The sequence below is a fragment of the Mycobacterium ostraviense genome (genome assembly GCF_002705925.1).
GTDB lineage: Bacteria > Actinomycetota > Actinomycetes > Mycobacteriales > Mycobacteriaceae > Mycobacterium > Mycobacterium ostraviense.
On record NZ_NKRE01000001.1, the window covers coordinates 4298920 to 4318017 of the forward strand.

17 protein-coding genes and 5 pseudogenes are annotated in these 19098 nt (G+C 67.0%); 11 read left to right on the forward strand and 11 right to left on the reverse strand.

Annotation, left to right across the window (positions count from 1 at the left end; genetic code table 11):
• Window positions 1–16: 16 nt before the first annotated feature.
• The 3 genes and pseudogenes from CDN38_RS20170 to CDN38_RS31925 form a co-directional block, all read right to left on the reverse strand.
• Window positions 17–245: pseudogene (locus tag CDN38_RS20170) on the reverse strand (MbtH family protein).
• Window positions 246–415: 170 nt separating this feature from the next.
• A pseudogene (locus tag CDN38_RS20175) lies at window positions 416–1342 on the reverse strand (methionyl-tRNA formyltransferase); the annotation flags it as partial.
• 422 nt (window positions 1343–1764) lie between these two features.
• Window positions 1765–1887 carry a hypothetical protein gene (locus CDN38_RS31925; RefSeq protein WP_267888229.1) on the reverse strand — a complete coding sequence of 41 codons (123 nt, stop codon included), beginning with the start codon at window positions 1885–1887 and terminating at the stop codon, window positions 1765–1767.
• Between the two features lie 323 nt (window positions 1888–2210).
• Between CDN38_RS31925 and CDN38_RS20180 the strand changes: the two genes are divergently transcribed.
• On the forward strand, window positions 2211–3359 hold the full coding sequence (locus tag CDN38_RS20180; protein WP_075509987.1) for a thiolase family protein: 1149 nt from the start codon (window positions 2211–2213) through the stop codon (window positions 3357–3359).
• A complete protein-coding gene (locus CDN38_RS20185) occupies window positions 3356–4156 on the forward strand; it encodes a crotonase/enoyl-CoA hydratase family protein (protein ID WP_075509986.1) in 801 nt (266 codons plus the stop codon). Before CDN38_RS20180 ends, CDN38_RS20185 begins: the two co-directional genes overlap by 4 nt.
• An 86-nt stretch (window positions 4157–4242) precedes the next feature.
• Here the strand turns inward: CDN38_RS20185 and CDN38_RS20190 are convergent, their stop codons facing one another.
• The 3 genes and pseudogenes from CDN38_RS20190 to CDN38_RS20200 form a co-directional block, all read right to left on the reverse strand.
• On the reverse strand, window positions 4243–5256 hold the full coding sequence (locus CDN38_RS20190) for an NAD(P)/FAD-dependent oxidoreductase (RefSeq protein WP_075509985.1): 1014 nt from the start codon (window positions 5254–5256) through the stop codon (window positions 4243–4245).
• The gene (locus tag CDN38_RS20195) at window positions 5253–5753 is read right to left on the reverse strand and encodes an isoprenylcysteine carboxyl methyltransferase family protein (RefSeq protein WP_075509984.1); all 501 of its coding nucleotides are present in this window, start codon (window positions 5751–5753) and stop codon (window positions 5253–5255) included. The genes CDN38_RS20190 and CDN38_RS20195 overlap by 4 nt, the downstream gene beginning before the upstream one ends.
• Before the next feature lie 3 nt (window positions 5754–5756).
• Window positions 5757–6433 (reverse strand): annotated as a pseudogene (locus CDN38_RS20200) (type III polyketide synthase); the annotation flags it as partial.
• A 96-nt stretch (window positions 6434–6529) separates the two neighbouring features.
• On the opposite strand from CDN38_RS20200, the gene CDN38_RS20205 reads away from it, so the two are divergent.
• The 4 genes and pseudogenes from CDN38_RS20205 (at window position 6530) to CDN38_RS20215 (ending at window position 9371) form a co-directional block, all read left to right on the forward strand.
• A complete protein-coding gene (locus CDN38_RS20205) occupies window positions 6530–7222 on the forward strand; it encodes a hypothetical protein (protein ID WP_075509983.1) in 693 nt (230 codons plus the stop codon).
• A gap of 46 nt (window positions 7223–7268) precedes the next feature.
• Complete coding sequence (locus tag CDN38_RS29625; protein ID WP_161951604.1) at window positions 7269–7415, forward strand: hypothetical protein; 147 nt, start codon at window positions 7269–7271, stop codon at window positions 7413–7415.
• Window positions 7416–7573: 158 nt separating this feature from the next.
• A pseudogene (locus tag CDN38_RS20210) lies at window positions 7574–8658 on the forward strand (NAD(P)H-binding protein).
• Window positions 8655–9371 (forward strand): CPBP family intramembrane glutamic endopeptidase, encoded by a 717-nt coding sequence (locus CDN38_RS20215; protein WP_075509982.1) that lies wholly within the window; start codon window positions 8655–8657, stop codon window positions 9369–9371. Before CDN38_RS20210 ends, CDN38_RS20215 begins: the two are co-directional and overlap by 4 nt.
• On the opposite strand, the gene CDN38_RS20220 is transcribed toward CDN38_RS20215, so the two are convergent.
• Both CDN38_RS20220 and CDN38_RS20225 read right to left on the reverse strand, forming a co-directional pair.
• Entirely contained in the window at window positions 9334–10758 is a 1425-nt protein-coding gene (locus tag CDN38_RS20220) for a DUF2867 domain-containing protein (RefSeq protein WP_075509981.1), read from the reverse strand. The two genes, CDN38_RS20215 and CDN38_RS20220, sit on opposite strands and share 38 nt — an antisense overlap.
• 96 nt (window positions 10759–10854) lie before the next feature.
• Window positions 10855–11183 (reverse strand): annotated as a pseudogene (locus tag CDN38_RS20225) (enoyl-CoA hydratase-related protein); the annotation flags it as partial.
• A gap of 92 nt (window positions 11184–11275) precedes the next feature.
• Here CDN38_RS20225 and CDN38_RS20230 point away from each other — a divergent pair.
• Together CDN38_RS20230 and CDN38_RS20235 are read left to right on the forward strand one after the other, a co-directional pair.
• A complete protein-coding gene (locus CDN38_RS20230; RefSeq protein ID WP_075509979.1) occupies window positions 11276–12364 on the forward strand; it encodes a CaiB/BaiF CoA transferase family protein in 1089 nt (362 codons plus the stop codon).
• Between the two features lie 43 nt (window positions 12365–12407).
• Complete coding sequence (locus CDN38_RS20235) at window positions 12408–13160, forward strand: 3-hydroxyacyl-CoA dehydrogenase (RefSeq protein ID WP_075509978.1); 753 nt, start codon at window positions 12408–12410, stop codon at window positions 13158–13160.
• A gap of 133 nt (window positions 13161–13293) precedes the next feature.
• On the opposite strand, the gene CDN38_RS31930 is transcribed toward CDN38_RS20235, so the two are convergent.
• A complete protein-coding gene (locus tag CDN38_RS31930) occupies window positions 13294–13425 on the reverse strand; it encodes a hypothetical protein (RefSeq protein WP_023366671.1) in 132 nt (43 codons plus the stop codon).
• A gap of 265 nt (window positions 13426–13690) precedes the next feature.
• Here CDN38_RS31930 and CDN38_RS20240 point away from each other — a divergent pair, with 265 nt between their 5' ends.
• Genes CDN38_RS20240 through CDN38_RS20250 form a run of 3 tightly spaced genes read left to right on the forward strand, consistent with a single transcriptional unit; the run spans window position 13691 to window position 17344 of the window.
• Entirely contained in the window at window positions 13691–16012 is a 2322-nt protein-coding gene (locus CDN38_RS20240) for an MMPL family transporter (RefSeq protein ID WP_075509977.1), read from the forward strand.
• Window position 16013: 1 nt separating this feature from the next.
• Window positions 16014–16709: a TetR/AcrR family transcriptional regulator gene (locus tag CDN38_RS20245; protein WP_075509976.1), complete on the forward strand. Its 696-nt coding sequence runs from the start codon at window positions 16014–16016 to the stop codon at window positions 16707–16709.
• Complete coding sequence (locus CDN38_RS20250; protein WP_099319144.1) at window positions 16706–17344, forward strand: class I SAM-dependent methyltransferase; 639 nt, start codon at window positions 16706–16708, stop codon at window positions 17342–17344. Before CDN38_RS20245 ends, CDN38_RS20250 begins: the two co-directional genes overlap by 4 nt.
• Window positions 17345–17410: 66 nt before the next feature.
• Here CDN38_RS20250 and CDN38_RS20255 read toward each other — a convergent pair whose 3' ends face one another.
• Window positions 17411–18181, reverse strand: a complete 771-nt coding sequence (locus CDN38_RS20255) for a type IV toxin-antitoxin system AbiEi family antitoxin (RefSeq protein WP_332909388.1) — start codon at window positions 18179–18181, stop codon at window positions 17411–17413.
• Between the two features lie 188 nt (window positions 18182–18369).
• On the reverse strand, window positions 18370–19086 hold the full coding sequence (locus CDN38_RS20260; RefSeq protein ID WP_075509974.1) for an NAD-dependent deacylase: 717 nt from the start codon (window positions 19084–19086) through the stop codon (window positions 18370–18372).
• Between the last annotated feature and the right edge of the window lie 12 nt (window positions 19087–19098).

Below are 19098 nucleotides of genomic sequence, written 5' to 3' on the forward strand. Positions count from 1 at the left end.
GAACTCCCCCCATCATTTAGCTATCAAAAGCACGGCCCTCGGCCAGCCGCCCGCGCAGGCTCTTCGGCCGGATATCGGGCCAGTTCAGTTATGTGGTCCAGACACGCGGCGCGGTCCGCTTCGCCGTATGCGACTCGCCAGCCCGCCGGAATGTCAGCGAACGTTGGCCACAGGCTGTGCTGTTCCTCATCGTTGACCAAGACCACGAAGCTGCTGGTGTCGTCGTCGAACGGATTGGGCTGCATCAGATCACCCCAGTCGTTGGGTAGGTAATTTCGTGAGGCCGTACGCGCGAGCGGACGTACCGGGTTCAGCGATATGCCTACGCAACATCTCGCGAAGGCTCTCCGGCGAAGTCTTGGCGTCGCCCGCCATAGCTCGCGTCGGTCCCGACGTTGCGTTGGCCGGCATGGGTATCGAGGTAGCCGCCGCGTCGAAAGAACTCATAGCCGCGGCGCTCGACTCCGTCCATGCAGCGAATACGAGTGATCACCAGGCCGCGGTTGCCGCCCCGATATGCATTGGGCCCCGAGACCACTACGCCGCCTTTCTCCTGCACGATCACCCGGCCAGGCGTACCGCCGTAACAGGCCTCGGAAACGCGCGCCTCGAGAACCTCAATCCGTTCACCTCGGTAGAAGGTGAACGCGCGCGGATAAGGGTCGGACAATGCGCGCACGAACCGTTCGAGATCCTCGGCCGGCCAGCTCCAGTCGATCAAACTGTCGCGCTCCGAACGCTTGTGGAAGTACGTCCGCTCGGCCTTGTTCTGCGGCCGCCAGACTGCCGTCCCGGACTCCAACGCGGTCAGCGCTTCGGCCAGCACACCCGGAATCAGATCCATACTCCGCATGACCAATTCGGTGCCGGTATCGGTAGGACCGATCGGCAGCGCACGCTGGATCAGAATGTCCCCTGTGTCCAGACCGTCATCCATTCGGTGCACCGTCAACCCGAACTCAGACTCGCCGCTGATCAACGCCCACAACGGTGGCGAAAATCCGGTGAACCTCGGTAAGAGCGAATCGTGCAGGTTCAGCGTGCCGTGCGGCGGCAGGGTGTACAACTCTGGCGGGATCCAGTTGTACCAACTATTGACGACGATGACGTCGGGTTCAGCGCGCTTGACCAAGTCGATGGTCTCGGGGTCAGCCCGTTCGGTCAGATGCACCGGGATGTCGTGCTCGCGGGCAAGCTCCTCGACCGAATCCGACCAGATCGCCTTATAGGATTCCTCGCTAGCCGGATGGGTGACGGCGAGCACGACGTCGTGATCCAGATCGATCAGCGCCTGCAGGGTCTTGCATCCCCAGGTCTGGAAACCGAACGACACGATGCGCATCCCGCAAACCTCTCTAAATATTTGCCGCTGGCCATCGGGTCTATAGCCCTTGCCCCCGAGCATCATCCACAGGCAAAGGACCTTACGTTAGCCTTACCTAAATTAGCAAGTCTTCGCGGCTGTCGCGCCGAGCGTGACCGGATCGATCCTTTTGCTCGACTTACTCGTGCCGGAAGACTGCGGGCCATCCGGGCGACGAGATCGAAAGTCCTTGAGCCCGAGGCGGTTTTAAGGAACGCAGTCTGGATCCGCAGATCTCCCTCGGCCTGCTCGCCCGCGCCGCCGGGCTCCGTCAACGGCAAGATTTTGGGTTACCCAGTAAAGCAATGCCGTTCGCGACCGCGGCACGCACACTGGGACAGCGGCCGAAGGCAAGTGCTGTGAAAACGTCCGACACGATTGGTTCGGCTGTTTCCTGGTGGCTATGACGCGCGCTGCACCCACCGCTTGGCGGCGTTATTGCTCAGCAGCTGCCGGGCTCGCACGTAGGGCAGCTGTTCTTCCGGGGTTTCTGGCGGTACCACGGTGGCGTAGTCATCGAACACCGGCGGGATCGCCGAGGTGATGGTGAGGCCGACCGACGTGGCTGCGTCAATTCACGCGACATCCGCAAGCATGCCGAGCAGCCAGCTCCGGTCGTCTCGGATGACGCGATTCACTGCACCGGCCAACACCGATAGCGCGCTCGCGCCAGGTCATCATCGCCTCATCGTGGGGGATTTCGCCCGCCACTCCGCGGCGACACAAAGACCGCTCGCCCCCGGCATCAAGGCGGCGCCCTAGCCTGGAGTCCGACCCCCAACCCCTGCCCGCTGATTACATTGGTTAACAATGTACTCAATATCACTCTGTCAAAGGAGACATAGTCATGGCTGAAGCCGTCATCGTCGAGGCGCTACGTTCCCCGATCGGCAAGCGAAACGGCGGGCTGTCCGGGGTGCACCCGGCGGACCTGTCCGCCCAGGTGCTCAACGGACTGGTGCACAAGGCCGGCATCGACCCCGAGCTCGTCGACGACGTCATCTGGGGCTGCGTCATGCAGGCCGGTGAGCAAGCTCTCGACATCGCCCGCACGTCCCTGCTGGCCGCCGGCTGGCCCGAGACGGTCCCCGGGGTGACCGTGGATCGCCAGTGCGGGTCGAGCCAGCAGTCCGTGCACTTCGCCGCGGCCGGGGTCGCGGCCGGTCACTATGACGTCGTCGTCGCCGGCGGGGTGGAGTCGATGTCACGCACCCCGATGGGCTCGTCGCTGGCCAACGGCGGACGGCCCTATCCCAAAGCCTTCCTGGAGCGCTACGAAGGCAAGATCCCCAACCAGGGCATCGGCGCGGAGATGATCGCGCAGCAGTGGGGCCTCGACCGCCTCGCGCTCGACGAGTTCTCCCTTGGATCGCACGAAAAGGCCGCAGCCGCACAGGATTCCGGTGCGTTCGACGACCAGATCGTCGGCATCAAAGACCCGGACGGCAATACCGTCCTCAAAGACGAAGGCATTCGCCGCGGCACTCCGATGGAGAAGATGGCGTCGCTGAAGCCGGCGTTCAAGGAAGACGGCGTGATCCATGCCGGCAACTCCTCGCAGATCTCCGACGGCTCGGCCGCGCTGCTGTTCATGTCCGCGGAGAAAGCGAAGGCGTTGGGGCGCAAGCCGATCGCCAAGGTGCAAACCGTGGCGCTGGCCGGGGCCGACCCCGTCATCATGCTGACCGCGCCCATCCCGGCCACCCAGAAGGTGCTCAAGCGCGCCGGGCTGTCCATCGACGACATCGGGGCATACGAGGTCAACGAGGCGTTCGCCCCGGTGCCGCTGGCCTGGCTGCACGACATCGGCGCCGACGAGAAGAAGCTCAATCCCAACGGCGGCGCCATCGCGCTCGGTCACCCGCTCGGCGGCTCGGGCGCGCGGCTGATGACCACGCTGCTTTACCACATGCGCGACAAGGGAATTCGCTACGGCCTGCAGACGATGTGCGAGGGCGGCGGTCAAGCCAACGCCACCATCCTGGAGCTGCTGTGACCCAAGCCGACGGCCAGCCGGCAGCGCTGGTCGAGCACCGCGGCAATGTCATGGTCATCACGATCAACCGGCCTGAAGCCCGCAACGCCGTCAACGGCGCGGTCAGCATCGCCGTCGGGGATGCGCTGGACGACGCCCAGCACGACCCCGACGTGCGGGCGGTGGTGATCACCGGCGTCGGCGACACGTCGTTCTGCGCCGGCGCCGACCTCAAAGCCATCGCCCGCCGGGAAAACATCTACCACCCCGACCACGCCGACTGGGGCTTCGCCGGTTACGTGCACCACTTCATCGACAAGCCCACCATCGCCGCGGTCAACGGCACCGCGTTGGGCGGCGGCACCGAACTGGCGCTGGCCAGCGACCTGGTGGTGGCTCACGAACGGGCCAAGTTCGGGTTGCCGGAGGTCAAGCGTGGACTGATCGCCGCTGCCGGTGGCGTCTTCCGAATCGTGAACCAGCTGCCCCGCAAATTGGCGATGGAACTGCTGTTGACCGGCGAGCCGATCACCGCAGCCGACGCCTACGACTGGGGCCTGATCAACCAGGTGGTCAGGGAGGGTTCGGTGCTGGACGCCGCGCTGACGCTGGCCGCGCGGGTGACCGTCAACGCGCCGCTGTCGGTGCAGGCCAGCAAGCGCATCGCCTACGGGGTCGACGACGGCGTCATCACCGACGAAGAAGCGGGCTGGCAGCGCACCGTGCGCGAGATGAGTTCGCTGATCCGATCCGAGGACGCCAAGGAGGGACCATCGGCGTTCGCCGAGAAGCGGGAGCCGGTCTGGAAGGCGCGCTGAGTCGCCAGTCTCAATTGGGCAAGCGAGCAGCCCCCTCCCGAAGAGACGAATGTGGCGGATGTGGCCAACCCGACCCACACGCTCGTTCACTGCGCCAGCGTGTTAACCGCCCACCGGAAAACCGAGGGCAGCAGCGCACCAGCCGGCACGATGGCCCGGCGTGCCGGGTAAGGCGTACTGGCCAGCACCAGACCCCGGGTGAGCCACCGGTAGTTACGGGTAACCCGGTGCCAGGCAGCCTCATACGACGCGGGTGCGTCGTCGACGATGGCCTGCACGGCCGCGGCCGCCTGCTTGACGGCAAGGCTGATGCCCTCACCGGTCAGGGCGTCTTCGTAGCCGGCCGCGTCGCCCACCAACAGCACCCGCCCGGCGACGCGGCGGGACACCACCTGCCGCAGCGGGCCGCAGCCGCGTGCGCGCCCGGGTTCGGCGTCGCGCAAATGATGGGAAAGCCAGGGAAACCAGGAGAGTTCGGGACGCCGACGGGACAGGATCGCCACGCCCACCAGGTCCGGTTCCACCGGCGTCACGTACGCCTCACCCCAGCGCGACCAGTGCACTTCGACGAACTCCGACCACACCGGCACCCGGTAATGCCGGCGCACCCCGTAGCGCCGTGGGCTACCCGCCGTCGCGGTGATTCCCACCGCCCGCCGCACCCCCGAATGCAATCCATCGGCCGCCACCAGCCACCTCGCGCGCACACCGGCGGCCGTCACACCGTGGGCGTCCTGCGACACACCGGTCACCCGCGTCCGAATCCATTCGGTGTCTTGTTCTTTGGCGCGCGCCGCCAACGCCGCGTGCAACGTGGTGCGCCGCACGCCGCGGCCCGGACCGCTGCGAAACCGCGCCTCGGCGCGGCGATTTTCGCTGACGTAGGCGATGCCGTGAAACGGCATGCCGGCCGGGTCGACGTCGAGCGCTGTCAGTTCGGCCAGACCGCCGGGCATCAGTCCTTCGCCGCAGGCCTTGTCGATCGGGCTCTCCCGGGGATCGGCGACGATGACCGAAAGTCCGTGCCTGCGTGCGTGCAATGCCGTGGCGAGACCTCCCGGGCCGCCGCCGACGATCAGCAGGTCGGTGTCGTAGCTCATGAATAGCCCAAAACGGAGTTCTCCACCCGCAGGCGCACCGTCAACAACATCGCGTTGGCCACCGTGAAACCGAGCGCGGTCAGCCATGCGGTGTGCACCATCGGCAGCGCGAACCCTTCGGCCACCACTGCAACATAGTTCGGGTGGTGCATCAGCCGGTAGGGCCCCCGCCGCACCAACGGCTCGTGCGGCAGCACGATGACCCGGGTGTTCCAGCGTCGTCCCAGCGACTTGACGCACCACCAGCGCAGGCCCTGGCTCAACACCAGCACACCGACCATCGGCCACCCCAGCCACGGGATGAACGGCCGGTGCAAAGCCCAGGGTTCGACGAGGCAGCCGAGCAGCAGCGCGGTGTGCAGAATGACCATCACCACGTAGTGCGGACGACCAAACTCCTTGCCTCCCTGGGCAAAAGACCAGCGCGCGTTGCGTCTGGCCACGATCAGCTCGGCGAGTCGTTCCACGCCGACGGCCAGGATCAGCAGGTAATACATCGCCTACCAGCCGAGCAGAACGAATTCGGAAGAAAAACCCGGGCCCATGGCGATCATGATCCCAAACGATCCCGGTGGCGGCGGCGGATCGGCCATGGTGGCCCTAAGCACGTCCAGCATCGACACCGACGACAGGTTGGCATTGTCGCGCAATGAGTCTCGGGTGGGATCCAGGGCGTGAACGGGTAGCTCGAGGGCATTCTCGACGGCGTCGATGACCTTGGGCCCGGCCGCGTGCAGCACCCACGTCGACACGTCGGCGGTGGTCAGCCCATGGTCACCCAGGAAATTGCGGATATCGTCGGCCACGTATTTCTCCACGACGGTCGCCACCTCGACGGACAACACGATCCGGAACCCGTCACTGCCGATCTCCCAGCCCAGTACGTCCTCGGTGTCGGGATAGGTGCGGCTGCGGCTGGCCAGCAGCCTGGGCCCGGCCCGCAATCCGGAAGCCAGCTCGGCCCCGGTCGCGACGACGGCGCCGGCGCCGTCACCGAACAGGCTGGACGCGACGAGATTGGCCACCGAGTGGTCGTCGCGCTGAACGGTCAGCGAGCACAGTTCCACCGCCAGCAGCGCTGCGACCTGGTTCGGGAAGCCCGCAGATAGTCATGTACGCGCGCCACCCCGGCGGCGCCGGCCACGCAGCCCAACCCGAACAGCGGAATGCGTTTGACCCCCTTGGGCATCGCTGCAGGTCGGCTCTGTTAGCAGGACCAGCTACCGGGCAGCGATAGCCGGCTGCCAATCCGCGCTGACGCTACGATCGCCGCATGGCCGACCAGGAGCCATCTGACGGGTACCAACCGGACGAGATCGACGACGACATGCCTGACGCGGGGGAGGATGAATCGACCCCGGCGAGGCGGGTTGCCGGTTGGCAACGCGCGTTGCCGTGGGTGGCCTGGCTAACTTTCCTGGGCCTGGCGATCGCCAACTCCGACCGCGAATCCTTCGGTCCGCTGGAGTTGTTGGTGCTAGCTGCGGCGATCGGCGTCAGCGTCTGGTCCCTGGCCAAGCCGCTGGGCAGGCCCCTGGTGGCGATGGACGAAGCGGCCGACGTGCACGGGACTTTTGTTTCCCGGACGAACTGGGGGCTGGTCTTGATCGGTGTGGCCCTCACGGTTGGCGGCATTGGCGCCATCGGCGCCATCGTCTACGACCTGTCCACCGGTCGCGCGACCGTCCATGACGTGCTAACCGACATGGGGACCTTCGTTGCGGGCTGGACGTCCGAAGCGCTCAGCGGCTGGTCCTATGACGCCCACCTGCAACATACCCATGCCTACGCCCTGTTTGTCCTGGTCGTGCCGGGTCTCCTGCTCCTGTGGTGGATGCGAGTTTCGGGTGGAACCCGATGCTTCGATTTCAGTCCGCGGCCCGCGTGGGTGGGGCCAGCTGCTCGAATACGACTATGCGGCCGTCACCGCCGATGGAACGACGATCCGGTTCACCCCTGCCGGTGACGCGACACCGGCCATCGTCCTTCCGCAGGCCCGCGTGTTTTCCCGCGTGACCGGCACGCGGCTGCGTAGTCAGGTGAGCGCAGAGCTATTTCAGCAACGCCTGGCCCGCCACGGCTTCGCCATCGAAGTGATCGACGCGAAACGCGGCAGCTTCCGCGGCCGTCGCGGTTTAGGCGCGATGTACGCGATGTAGTCGTGCAAGTCAGGCGATCATTGCACGTGATGCGTCCGAACCCGTTATCTGGGTTGGCGTGCTGATCACTGCGGGCACATCACGCTCGAGGTGATCGGTTCGACCGTGCTCGACGGCCGTTGCGGTGCCGACGCCATTGCGCGGCTAGCTTGGATGTCATGCGGATTCTGGTCACCGGCGCCACCGGCTACGTCGGATCGCGTCTGGTGACAGCGCTGGTCGCCGACGGCCACGAAGTCCTGGCCGCCGGGCGGAACCCGGCCCGGCTGCGACAGTTGGGCTGGTTCGACAACGTGACACCGGTACTGCTCGACGCCTCCGACCCCGCGTCAACGCACGCGGCGATGACCGCCGCGGGTCACGTCGACGTGGTCTACTACCTGGTCCACGGCATCGGTCAGCCCGGCTTCCGCGACAGCGACAACGCCGCGGCCGCCAACGTGGCCGTCGCCGCCCGCGCTGCCGGAGTGCGGCGCATCGTCTACCTGGACGGGTTCGTGCCCGACGCCGCCGAAAACGAGGCGCTGTCGCAGCACCTGACCAGCAGGGCCGAAGTGGCCGCGGCCTTGACCGTCGAGGACGGCCCGGAACTGGTATGGCTGGGCGCCGCCATCATCGTCGGCGCGGGTTCGACGTCGTTCGAGATGTTGCGCTATGCCGGGGATCGCTTCCCGGTCATGCCGATGCCGAATTGGATGGACAATCCGATCGACCCGATCTCCGTTCAATGACGTGCTGCATTACCTGGTCGCCGCGGCCGACACCGACCGGGTACCGGCGGGCGGCTACGACATCTGCGGCCCCGACACCACGTCCTACCGGCGGCTGCTCGAGGCGTACGCCGGCATGTGCGGCAGATGGCACGCGGCGGTGCCGGTGGGCAACGGGCTCGACACCGCGACAGCGTCACGCATCACGGCGGCCGCGCTGCCCATTCCGCAGGGCCTGGCCGCAGACCTGGTCGAATCACTGGATCACCCGATGCGGGCCTCCGCGAGCGGCCTGCGAGACCAGGTGCCCGATCCGCCGGGTGGCTTGCTCGGCATCGAGGATGCCATCGCGCTGGCCCTGGCCGACGCCCCGCATGCGCCGCCGGCTCCGGTTAATGCGCTGGCCGATCGCCATTGCCTCGCTGATTCCGACCCCTCCTGGGCTCAATGTCGTCCCCGGCCCGCTTGCCGGGGCGCTGCGAACTAGTCTGGACATCCTCATCACCCTGCCTCCGAAAGTTCTGCCCGCATGAGCCAGTCCACCGCACCCCGCCCCCGGGCGATCCACGACCTTCGCCGCGCGATGACCAATGTCGCAGTGCCGCATCACGAGTCACCCAAGGCGGTGCTGCGCCGGCGCATCGTGGTCTGCGTGGTGCTGCTGATCGGTGCTGCGGTGCTAGGGCTGTCGATGAGTCGCCGGCCCGGGGAGTCGACGTTTCACTGGCTGACCCTGGCTCTGGCCGTGGTATGGGCCGTCGGGGCGCTGGGGTCGGGACCGTTGCATCTGGGCGGCATCTGCTGGCGGGGGCGCAACCAGCGCCCGGTGATCACCGGGACCACGGTGGGGCTGGTTCTCGGTGGCGTGTTCGTCCTGGGCGGTTTGGTCACCAGGGAAATCCCGGCCGTGTCCGACCTCACTGTCCGCGTCCTGCGATTTGCCGAGCACGGATCTGTGCTGGTGGTGCTGATCACCTTGATCAACGGCGTCGCCGAGGAGATGTTCTTCCGCGGCGCGCTCTACACCGCCCTGGGCCGGTTCTATCCGGCGCTGCTGTCCACCCTGGTGTACGTCGCGGCCATCATGGCCACCGGCAACCCGATGCTCGGATTCGCCGCGGCCATCCTGGGAACGGTGTGTGCGTGGGAGCGGCGTTTCACCGGCGGCGTGCTGGCACCGATCCTGACCCATGTCGTATGGGGCCTGATCATGGTGCTCGCGTTGCCGCCGTTGTTCGGCGTCTGATCGGCTGTCCGGCCGACGCGATGATGTCATGTGCCAGCGCGCGCAGCGCGGTGGTGTAGAGCGGCCGCAGCATCGACCAGTACAACCGCCCCGGGATGCCGCGGGGAAAGACAATCACCCGCTGCATGTACCTGCTGCCGTCGGTTCGCCGGGGCGTGACCCTGATCTCCAGCCACGCCGGCCCGGGCAACCGGGTGGCCGTGGCCAGCCGCAGTGTCGTCGCGTTGCGTTCTGCCACCGTCCACCGCTGCGGCGAGCGCCGGCGCCGCGGCGCCAAGGCCAATGAGTACCACCGGCCACTGTTGGCGGCGTTTTGAGCGGATGCCCAGATGTCCTCGGGTTCGGCGGTGGTCACTGCGGTACGGACATCGGTGTAGACAATTTCGCCGGCCCACTTCGGGTCGCTGGGCAGCAGGTCGGCGGGCTCGCAGTGCAGCGAGTCCCAGCTCGCGTCCGGCAGTCCGCGGGCCGCGCGCGTGAGCGCCAACGCAACCGCCTGGCGGTAACCGGTCAGCCCGCCCCGCGGCGGCGCGACGAGGGTGTCGATATCCGAGTTGCGCATCACCGCATCGCATTCCAGCGACTCGATCAATGGGCGCGCCAGACCGGACGGGATCGGCGTCACCGTGCCGACCCACAGGCTGGCAATGCGCGGCGTCAGAAAAGGCAGCACCAACAGGTAGCGCCGGTGCAGTCCGGCGACCTCGGCATATATCCGCATCATGTCGCCGTACTCCAAGACCTCGGGACCGCCGATGTCCCAGGTCCGAGATGACGGCAGGTCCACCGTGGCCGCCGCGACCAGGTAGTGCAGCACGTCCCGAACGGCGATCGGCTGAATTCGGTTGTGCACCCATTTCGGCGTGGTCATCACCGGCAACCGGTCAGTGAGGTGCCTGATCATTTCGAACGACGCCGATCCCGATCCGACCACCACGCCGGCTTGCAGTACGACGGTCTCGATACCGGATTCGATCAGAGCCACGCCTACCGCTTTGCGCGACTCGAGGTGGGGCGAAAGGTTGCGTCCGTCGGGGTGTAGACCGCCGAGATACACCACGCGCCGTACTCCGGCACGTCGCGCCGCTTCCACGACGTTGCGCACGGCCCTGGTTTCCTCGACGGCGAAGTTCTTGGCGGTGCCCATCGAATGGACCAGGTAATACACCACCTGGACCCCGTCGAGAGCTGCGACGAGCGAATCGACATCACCGAGGTCGCCCCTCGCCACCTCGGCCCGATCCCGCCACGGCACGCCCGCCAGCTTGTTCGGGTCGCGGGCCAACGCGCGAACTCGATGGCCCTCGTCCAGCAGGCGCGGCACCAGTCGGGCACCGATGTAGCCGGTCGCTCCAGTAACGAGGCAGTTGACCTGTCCAGCCGACAATGGGATCTCCGGGGGTCTTTTTCGTTGTCCAACGTTATTCGGAGCCGCCGTCGGTAAGGATTGCCGCTTCGTCCCGGAGTCGGGAGGCCGCCCCTTCGGCCCACTCGCAACGGCAATCAGAGGTCTGGCCCGGATCGCCCGGTTGATCTCCGCGATGGTTTCGGTGCGGGACTTGCCGCGGACAACATCCTCGGCGCTCATCCCGGCTCCCGAACTGAAGCCGCGGCCCCTGCCGCCCAGGCGCACCACCCGTACCCGCGGATCGGTGGCGCGCGCTCCATCGCATCGGCGATGCCCGCCAGCACCGCCGCCGTCAGGGAATTCAGCGTCGCAGGCCGGTCGATGGTCACCGACAGCACACCGTCGGTCAGTTTGACGTCAAGCCCCGCGACTGGCGCCAGCGTGTCGATCCCGGTCTGCGGCATGGGCCCCACCCTAGGGGACCGCAACTGCACGGCCGTCGCAGCCGGCTGCAAAGATGCGAAGGCGTCCAGGCAGACGAAAGGCCGGTAGATCAATGGCAGGACCGCTGAACGGGTTGCGTGTTGTAGAGCTGGCGGGGATCGGGCCCGGCCCGCATGCCGCGATGATCCTGGGGGATCTGGGTGCCGACGTGGTGCGCATCGACCGCCCGTCAGCCGGCGGCGGCGCAGGCACCGCCAACGACGCGATGCTGCGCAGCCGGCGCATCGTCACCGCTGACCTGAAGTCCGACCGGGGACGCGAACTCGTCCTCAAACTCGTCGCCAAGGCCGACGTGCTGATCGAGGGCTACCGCCCCGGCGTCACCGAGCGGCTGGGTCTGGGACCCGAAGACTGCGCCAAGGTCAACGACCGGCTGGTCTACGCCCGGATGACCGGCTGGGGTCAGGCCGGGCCGCGCAGCCAGCGGGCCGGTCACGACATCAACTACATCTCGCTGAACGGCATCCTGCACGCCATCGGCCGGGTCGACGAACGGCCGGTGCCGCCGCTGAACCTGGTCGGCGACTTCGGCGGCGGCTCGATGTTCCTGCTCGTCGGCATCCTGGCCGCGCTGTGGGAGCGCCAGAGCTCCGGCAAAGGTCAGGTCATCGACGCGGCGATGGTCGAGGGCTCTAGCGTGCTGGTGCAGATGATGTGGGCGATGCGCGCCACCGGCATGTGGACCGACGTGCGCGGCACCAACATGCTCGACGGCGGCGCGCCCTACTACGACACCTACGAGTGCGCCGACGGCCGCTATGTCGCCGTGGGTGCCATCGAGCCGCAGTTCTATGCCGCCATGCTGGCGGGGCTGGGTCTGGACGGGGCCGACTTGCCCCGGCAGAACGACGTGACCCGGTGGCCCGAACTGCGGGCGGTGTTGACCGACGCGTTCGGTCGGCACGACCGTGACCATTGGGCCAAGGTGTTCGCCGACTCCGATGCCTGCGTGACGCCGGTGCTGGCGTTCGGCGAGGTGCAGACCGAGCCGCATATCGCCGAGCGGAACACCTTCTACGAGGTGAACGGCGGCCTGCAGCCGCGACCGGCGCCACGGTTCTCGCGCACCGTGCCGGATCAACCGCGGCCGCCCGTGGCGCCGGTGACCGGCATCGAAGCGGTTCTCGAGGACTGGGTATAGTCCCGACCAACCGGTAGGTCGGGTGCGCGACGAAAGGACTCGCATGGAAATCAGGGACGCTGTAGCCGTCGTCACCGGGGGCGCATCGGGGCTGGGACTGGCCACCACCAAGCGGCTGCTGGACGCGGGGGCGCAGGTGGTGGTGCTGGACCTCAAAGGCGACGACGTGGTGGCCCAGCTTGGCGATCGCGCGCGGTTCGCGCAGGCCGACGTGACCGACGAGGCCGCCGTGAGCGCTGCGCTGGATCTGGCGGAATCGCTGGGGCCGCTGCGCATCGTCGTCAACTGCGCCGGCACCGGTAACGCGGTGCGCGTGCTGGGCCGCGACGGTGTTTTCCCGTTGGCCGCGTTCCGCAAGATCGTGGACATCAACCTGGTCGGCACCTTCAACGTGCTGCGCTTGGCCGCGGAGCGCATCGCCAAGACGGAACCGATCGGAGAGGAGCGCGGCGTCATCGTCAACACCGCGTCGGTCGCGGCGTTCGACGGCCAGATCGGACAAGCCGCCTACTCCGCGTCCAAGGGCGGCGTGGTCGGCATGACCCTGCCGATCGCCCGCGACCTGGCCAGCCACCTGATCCGGGTGATGACCATCGCGCCCGGCCTCTTCGACACTCCGCTGCTGGCCGGCCTACCCGAACCGGCGCGCGAGTCGCTGGGCAAGCAGGTGCCGCATCCGTCGCGTCTGGGCAACCCCGATGAGTATGGGGCGCTGGCCGTGCACATCATCGAAAATCCGATGCTCAACGGCGAGGTCATCCGTCTGGACGGCGCCATCCGGATGGCCCCGCGCTAACGCCCCGGAAACGGAAAACCCCCCGCAATTGCGGGGGGGCTCACGTTGGGAAAAGCATTCAGTTATCGACGAAACCATCTGCTGATGGCAGGTTCGGCAATGAGTAGCCGTGCAAGCATGCCCATAGTGTGCCTCAGCTTGCCGTAGGCAGCGGGTGCCAGTCTTCGAGCTGCTCCGAGGTCTCGCCTTCCACCAGCATGTCGCCGTGGTAGAGAGCCTCGAAGTCGGCTTTGATGACGTCGGCACTCGAGTCGTCGATCCACATGTCACTGAGCGTAGGAGTCACCCTTAAGGAATCGCTGAGTCACGATTCGGAAAATGGTGGCAATTCTTACCTGTGGGTAGGGTGCGGCGTCCACGGAATCAATGCCGTTCAGGCGGCGCATTCGCCTCCCGGTGAACCGTAGCGGTACCCCGGTTCGTGAGTAGAGCAGGCGTTGTTTGACGCCTGTAAGTTATCGCTGGTAAGTTACCGCCGATACGGTGGGCCGCTCGGGGACGGCCGGCGCCGGCGCTGGAGGGGACGCATCATGTTGCAGGGGATCGCTCGACTCGCCATAGCGGCGCCACGCCGAATCATCGGGATTGCCTTGCTGGTGTTCCTGGCCGCCGCGGTCTTCGGCATCCCGGTCGCAAAAAGCCTGTCGCCAGGGGGTTTCCAGGACCCCGGCTCGGAATCGGCCCGCGCCATCACCGTGCTGACCAACAAGTTCGGCCAAAGCGGGCAGCAGATGCTGATCTTGGTGACCGCTCCGGCCGGTGTCGGCAGCGAGGCCGCTCGCAAGGTCGGTACTGACGTCGTCGGCCAGCTGCAGCGGTCGCCGTTGGTCTACAACGTGACGTCACCGTGGACGGGGCCGCCGCAGGCGTCCGGCGACCTGGTCAGCACCGACGGCAAGTCGGGGTTGATCGTGGTCAACATCAAGGGCGGCGAGAACAACGCGCAGCAGAACGCCCAGACGCTGGCCGACGAAATTGTCCACGACCGTGACGGTGTCACCGTCCGCGCGGGCGGGTCGGCCATGGAGTACGCCCAGATCAACAAGCAGAATCAAGCGGACCTGCTGGTGATGGAGGCGATCGCGATTCCGCTCAGCTTCCTGGTGCTGGTGTGGGTCTTCGGTGGCCTGTTGGCGGCGGCGCTGCCGATGGCGCTGGGCGCCCTGGCCGTGGTCGGCTCGATGTCGGTGCTGCGACTGGTGACGTTCACCACCGAGGTGTCGATCTTCGCGCTCAACCTGAGCACCGCGTTGGGTTTGGCGCTGGCCATCGACTACACCCTGCTGATCATCAGCCGCTATCGCGACGAGCTGGCCGAGGGCAGTGACCCGGAGCAGGCCCTGATCCGGACCATGGCCACATCCGGTCGCACGGTGCTTTTTTCGGCAACCACGGTGGCGTTGTCCATGGCTGCCACCGTGGCGTTCCCGATGTACTTCCTGAAGTCGTTCGCCTACGCCGGTGTGGCCACTGTCGCCTTCGTGGCGACCGCGTCGATCGTGATCACTCCGGCCGCGATCGTGCTGCTGGGTCCCCGTCTCGACGCATTGGACGTTCGTCGCTTGATACGCCGCATGCTGGGTCGCCCGGAGCCGGTGCACAAGCCGGTGGAGCAACTGTTCTGGTATCGGTCCACCAAGTTCGTCATGCGCCGGTGGTTGCCGATCGGTCTGGCGGTGGTCGCGCTGCTGGTGCTGCTGGGACTCCCATTCTTGTCGGTGAAGTGGGGTTTCCCGGACGACCGGGTGCTCCCGCGTACGGCTTCTGCCCATCAGGTGGGTGATCAGCTGCGCAAGAACTTCGCCCATGACCTGGCGATGGCTGTTCCGGTCGTCGTCCCCGATGCCCGCGGTCTGACTCCGGCCGACCTTGACGGCTATGCCGCCGACCTCTCGCGGGTACCCGACGTGTCGTCGGTGACCGCCCCGAGCGGAACGTTCGTCGGCGGGACTAAGGTGGGCCCGCCCGCGGGAGCCGCCGGGTTTGGCGACGGCAGCGCGTTCCTGACCGTCAACAGCACCGCGCCGCTGTTTTCCCACGCCTCCGACACCCAGCTCACCCGCTTGCACCAGGTGGCCGGCCCGGCCGGGCGATCCGTCGAGATGGCCGGCGTGGCGCAGGTCAACCGGGACAGCGTCGATGCGGTGACCGATCGGCTCCCGCTGGTACTGGGCCTGATGGCCGTCATCACGCTGGTGCTGCTGTTCTTGCTCACCGGCAGCGTCGTGTTGCCGGTCAAGGCGCTGGTTTGTAACGTGCTGTCGCTGAGTGCGGCGTTCGGCGCGCTGGTCTGGATCTTCCAGGACGGCCATCTGGGAGCGCTGGGCACAACCCCGAGCGGGACGCTGGTGGCGAACATGCCTGTGCTGTTGTTCTGCATCGCCTTCGGGCTATCCATGGATTACGAAGTGTTCCTGGTCGCCCGGATCCGCGAGTATTGGCTGGCTTCCGGGGCTGCCCGTCCGGCAACCCTGAACCCGGCCGAAGCCCACGCCGCCAACGACGAGAGCGTGGCGCTCGGGGTGGCGCGTACCGGGCGGGTGATCACCGCGGCGGCGTTGGTGATGTCGATGTCGTTCGCCGCGCTGATCGCCGCGCACGTGTCCTTCATGCGGATGTTCGGTCTGGGCCTGACCCTTGCCGTGGCCGCCGATGCCACCCTGGTGCGCATGGTCTTGGTGCCGGCCTTCATGCACGTGATGGGCAGCTGGAACTGGTGGGCGCCTAAACCGTTGGTGTGGCTGCACGAGCGGTTTGGCATCAGCGAGGGCGCTGTGGTCGAGCATGCGGCCGGGACGACGGGCCGCTGTGACCAGCCGGCGATCCCCGCAGCGTTGACGGGTAAGGGTTGACGTGTCGACGGGACTGCGCCGCACACGTGCCCCCCGCGGATCGGGTGACCGGCTACGCCGCGAAATCCTGGACGCGGCCACCGAGTTGCTGCTGGAAACTGGGCAGGCGCGGGCGGTGTCGATCCGATCGGTGGCCCAACGTGTGGGCGTCACACCGCCGTCCATCTATTTGCACTTCGAGGACAAAGACGCGCTGTTGGACGCGGTGTGCGCACGCTACCTGGCCCGGCTGGATGCGGAAATGGAGCGGGTGGCCATCGGTCAACTGTCCACCGTGGACGTGCTACGGGCGCAGGGCCTCGCCTACGTGCGGTTCGCGCTGCAGACCCCGCAGTTGTACCGCCTTGCCACCATGGGGGACTGGCGGTCGGGCAGCGACGTCGATATCGCTCTGGACAGCTCGGCGTTCAAGCACATGCGGGCCTCCGTGCAGGCGCTCATGGACGAGGGCGTCTACCGCGTGGACGACCCGACCATGATTGCCCTGGAGCTGTGGACCGCCGCGCACGGGGTGGCTGCCCTGTTGATCACCAAACCGCATCTGCCGTTCGGCGATGTCGAAGCCTTCGCCGACCGGGTGCTCAGCGCGGTGCTGTGTGGACATATGGTGGCCGGCCTGGTCGGCTCGCACGCGACGCCGCGGCAACTGATCGATTGGGTCCGGCAACATCGCACGTCGGAGGTAACCCCCGTATGACCGGCGCCAAAATCGAGCACCCGTTGTTCGCCCGCATCTGGCCCGTCATCGCCGCCCACGAAGCAGAGGCAGTTCGAGACCTGCGCCGGGAGAATCTGGCCGGCCTGTCGGGCCGGGTACTGGAAGTCGGTGCCGGTGTCGGGACGAACTTCGGCTACTACCCGCAGACCGTGACACAGGTCGTGGCCGTGGAGCCCGAGCCGCACTTGACCGCCAAAGCCCGCGCCGCGGCCGTCGATGCGCCGATTCCCGTGCTGGTGCTCGGCGATACGGCGGAGGACTTCAGCGCCGGAGAGCCCTTCGATGCGGTGGTCTGCTCGCTGGTGCTCTGTTCGGTGAACGACCCGGTCGGGGTGCTGCGACATCTGCGGTCATTGCTACGGCCGGGTGGGCAGTTGCGGTATCTCGAGCACGTTGCCAGTACCGGTGTCCGGGGTCGGTTTCAGCAGTTCGTCGACGCGACATTCTGGCCGCGGCTGGCCGGCAACTGCCACACCCACCGCGATACCGAACAGGCGATCGTCGCGGCGGGATTCGGGCTGGACACCGCACGGCGGGAGTGGACACTGCCGGCGTGGGTGCCGCTGCCGGTCTCGGAGTTGGCGCTGGGCCGGGCACACCGGCCGTTGCCCTGACCCCGAAACTGCGCTCAGCGCGCGACCCGGTGGGCGAAGCGTGATGTGTGCGCAGGGTCGATGCGATTAGCGCAGGCTCGACGCGCGAAACTCCAGCGCAGCACGGATCCGATGAATGATGTCGGCAGGGTTATCCGTTGCCACCACTCGGACGACGAGCCAGCCGAGCCGCTCCAACTCCTCGCTACGCCTGATGTCCCTGGTGTATTGCCAGCGGTCGAGGCGGTGATGCTCGCCGTCGTATTCGACGGCGACCATCAAATCCGGCCAACCCATATCGAGGTAGTACATCCGGGTGCCGTCCGGTGTTGGCACCGGGACTTGCGTGGTCGGCCGGGGCAAGCCGGCGCGGCTGACCAACAGCCGCAGCCAGCTCTCTTTGGGCGACTGCGAACCAGTGTCGACGAGCTTCAGCGCGGTTTCCAGTTGCCTTAAGCCCCGGGCACCGCGATGCCGGTCGGCCACTTCCGCGACTTCTGCAACGTTGACGCTGGTTGCCCCCAGGAGAGCGTCCAGGTGTGCGATCGCGGCGCCCATCGGCTTTCGCCGTCCAATGTCGTATGCGGTGCGTTGCGGTGTGGTCACCGGGATGCCGCCGACGAGGTCGTACTCTTCGGGTCGGAGCCGCACGTCATAGGTGTGCAGGCCCCGTGGCGGTCGCGCGTTGGACCACACCAATTCGATGGGCAGGCGTTCGTCGATCCATTTCGAGCCGTGCCACGCGGCGGCGGTCAGCCCGGCGAGCACGCCTCGGCGGTGCGACCACAGCCACGCGGCAACCGCACGGTGCCGCAGCGTCAGTTGCTGGTCGCGCCGGACGTAGACGTCGGGATACACCAACCGGAATCGGGAACGCAGCTGGTGGGGCCGCTGCGCACCGCTTCGCTGCCGACAAATGGTTCTTCGCTGGCCATGACGGCAGCATCACCTGCCCCGCCGACGTCGGCTCACCGAAACTGCGCTGAGCGCGCGGTCCTGTGGGCGAACCGCGATCTGTGTGCAGATTCGATGCGACTACCGCAGACTCAACCCTTCAGCAACGAAGGCAACCGCTGCAACAATCCGGGCAACGCCCGACTCGCCGATTGGCGAACACAGATCGTCGCGCTCCCGGACAGCGGTGTCGGCTCAGGATTGACCTCGATCACCGGAATGCCGCGTGCCAGTGCCAGCTCCGGTAGCCCGGCAGCCGGGTAGACGATCGCGGAGGTCCCCACCACCACCATCACATCGGCGGCTTCGGTCGCCTCGACGGCATGTTGCCACGGCCCTTCGGGCAGCGCCTCGCCGAACCACACGATGTCGGGCCGGATCAGGCCGCCGCAGCGGCAGACCGGCGGCTCCACTTCGATAGCCGGTTCGGTCATCACCGGCAGCGCCTCGGTGTAAGGCATACCGCAACGGGCACAACGGAATTCGAAAAGGCTGCCGTGCAGGTGGTGCACCGGTGTGCTACCGGCTCGCTCGTGCAGGTCATCGACGTTCTGGGTGACGACGGTGACGTCGGCCGCGCTCTGCCAGGCGGCGATCGCGCGATGACCCTCGTTGGGTTCGACGGTGGCCACCAGGTAGTGACGCCACAGATACCAGCCCCACACCCGCTCGGGGTTGCTCTCCCAGCCGCGTGTGCTGGACAGGTCGTAAGGGTCGAAACGGGCCCACAATCCGTTTTTGTCGTCACGAAAGGTCGGTACGCCGCTTTCCGCCGAGATCCCCGCCCCGCTGAGCACCGTCACTCGCATCCCACAAAGATA

Coding starts and splice junctions, on each gene's coding strand:
- CDN38_RS20240 (WP_075509977.1), top strand. CDS start 13,691: ATGTTGCAGGGGATCGCTCGACTCGCCATAGCGGCGCCACGCCGAATC.
- CDN38_RS20180 (WP_075509987.1), top strand. CDS start 2,211: ATGGCTGAAGCCGTCATCGTCGAGGCGCTACGTTCCCCGATCGGCAAG.
- CDN38_RS20250 (WP_099319144.1), top strand. CDS start 16,706: ATGACCGGCGCCAAAATCGAGCACCCGTTGTTCGCCCGCATCTGGCCC.
- CDN38_RS20190 (WP_075509985.1), bottom strand. CDS start 5,256: ATGAGCTACGACACCGACCTGCTGATCGTCGGCGGCGGCCCGGGAGGT.
- CDN38_RS20235 (WP_075509978.1), top strand. CDS start 12,408: ATGGAAATCAGGGACGCTGTAGCCGTCGTCACCGGGGGCGCATCGGGG.
- CDN38_RS20215 (WP_075509982.1), top strand. CDS start 8,655: ATGAGCCAGTCCACCGCACCCCGCCCCCGGGCGATCCACGACCTTCGC.
- CDN38_RS31930 (WP_023366671.1), bottom strand. CDS start 13,425: ATGTGGATCGACGACTCGAGTGCCGACGTCATCAAAGCCGACTTCGAG.
- CDN38_RS20205 (WP_075509983.1), top strand. CDS start 6,530: ATGGCCGACCAGGAGCCATCTGACGGGTACCAACCGGACGAGATCGAC.
- CDN38_RS20230 (WP_075509979.1), top strand. CDS start 11,276: ATGGCAGGACCGCTGAACGGGTTGCGTGTTGTAGAGCTGGCGGGGATC.
- CDN38_RS20260 (WP_075509974.1), bottom strand. CDS start 19,086: ATGCGAGTGACGGTGCTCAGCGGGGCGGGGATCTCGGCGGAAAGCGGC.
- CDN38_RS20195 (WP_075509984.1), bottom strand. CDS start 5,753: ATGTATTACCTGCTGATCCTGGCCGTCGGCGTGGAACGACTCGCCGAG.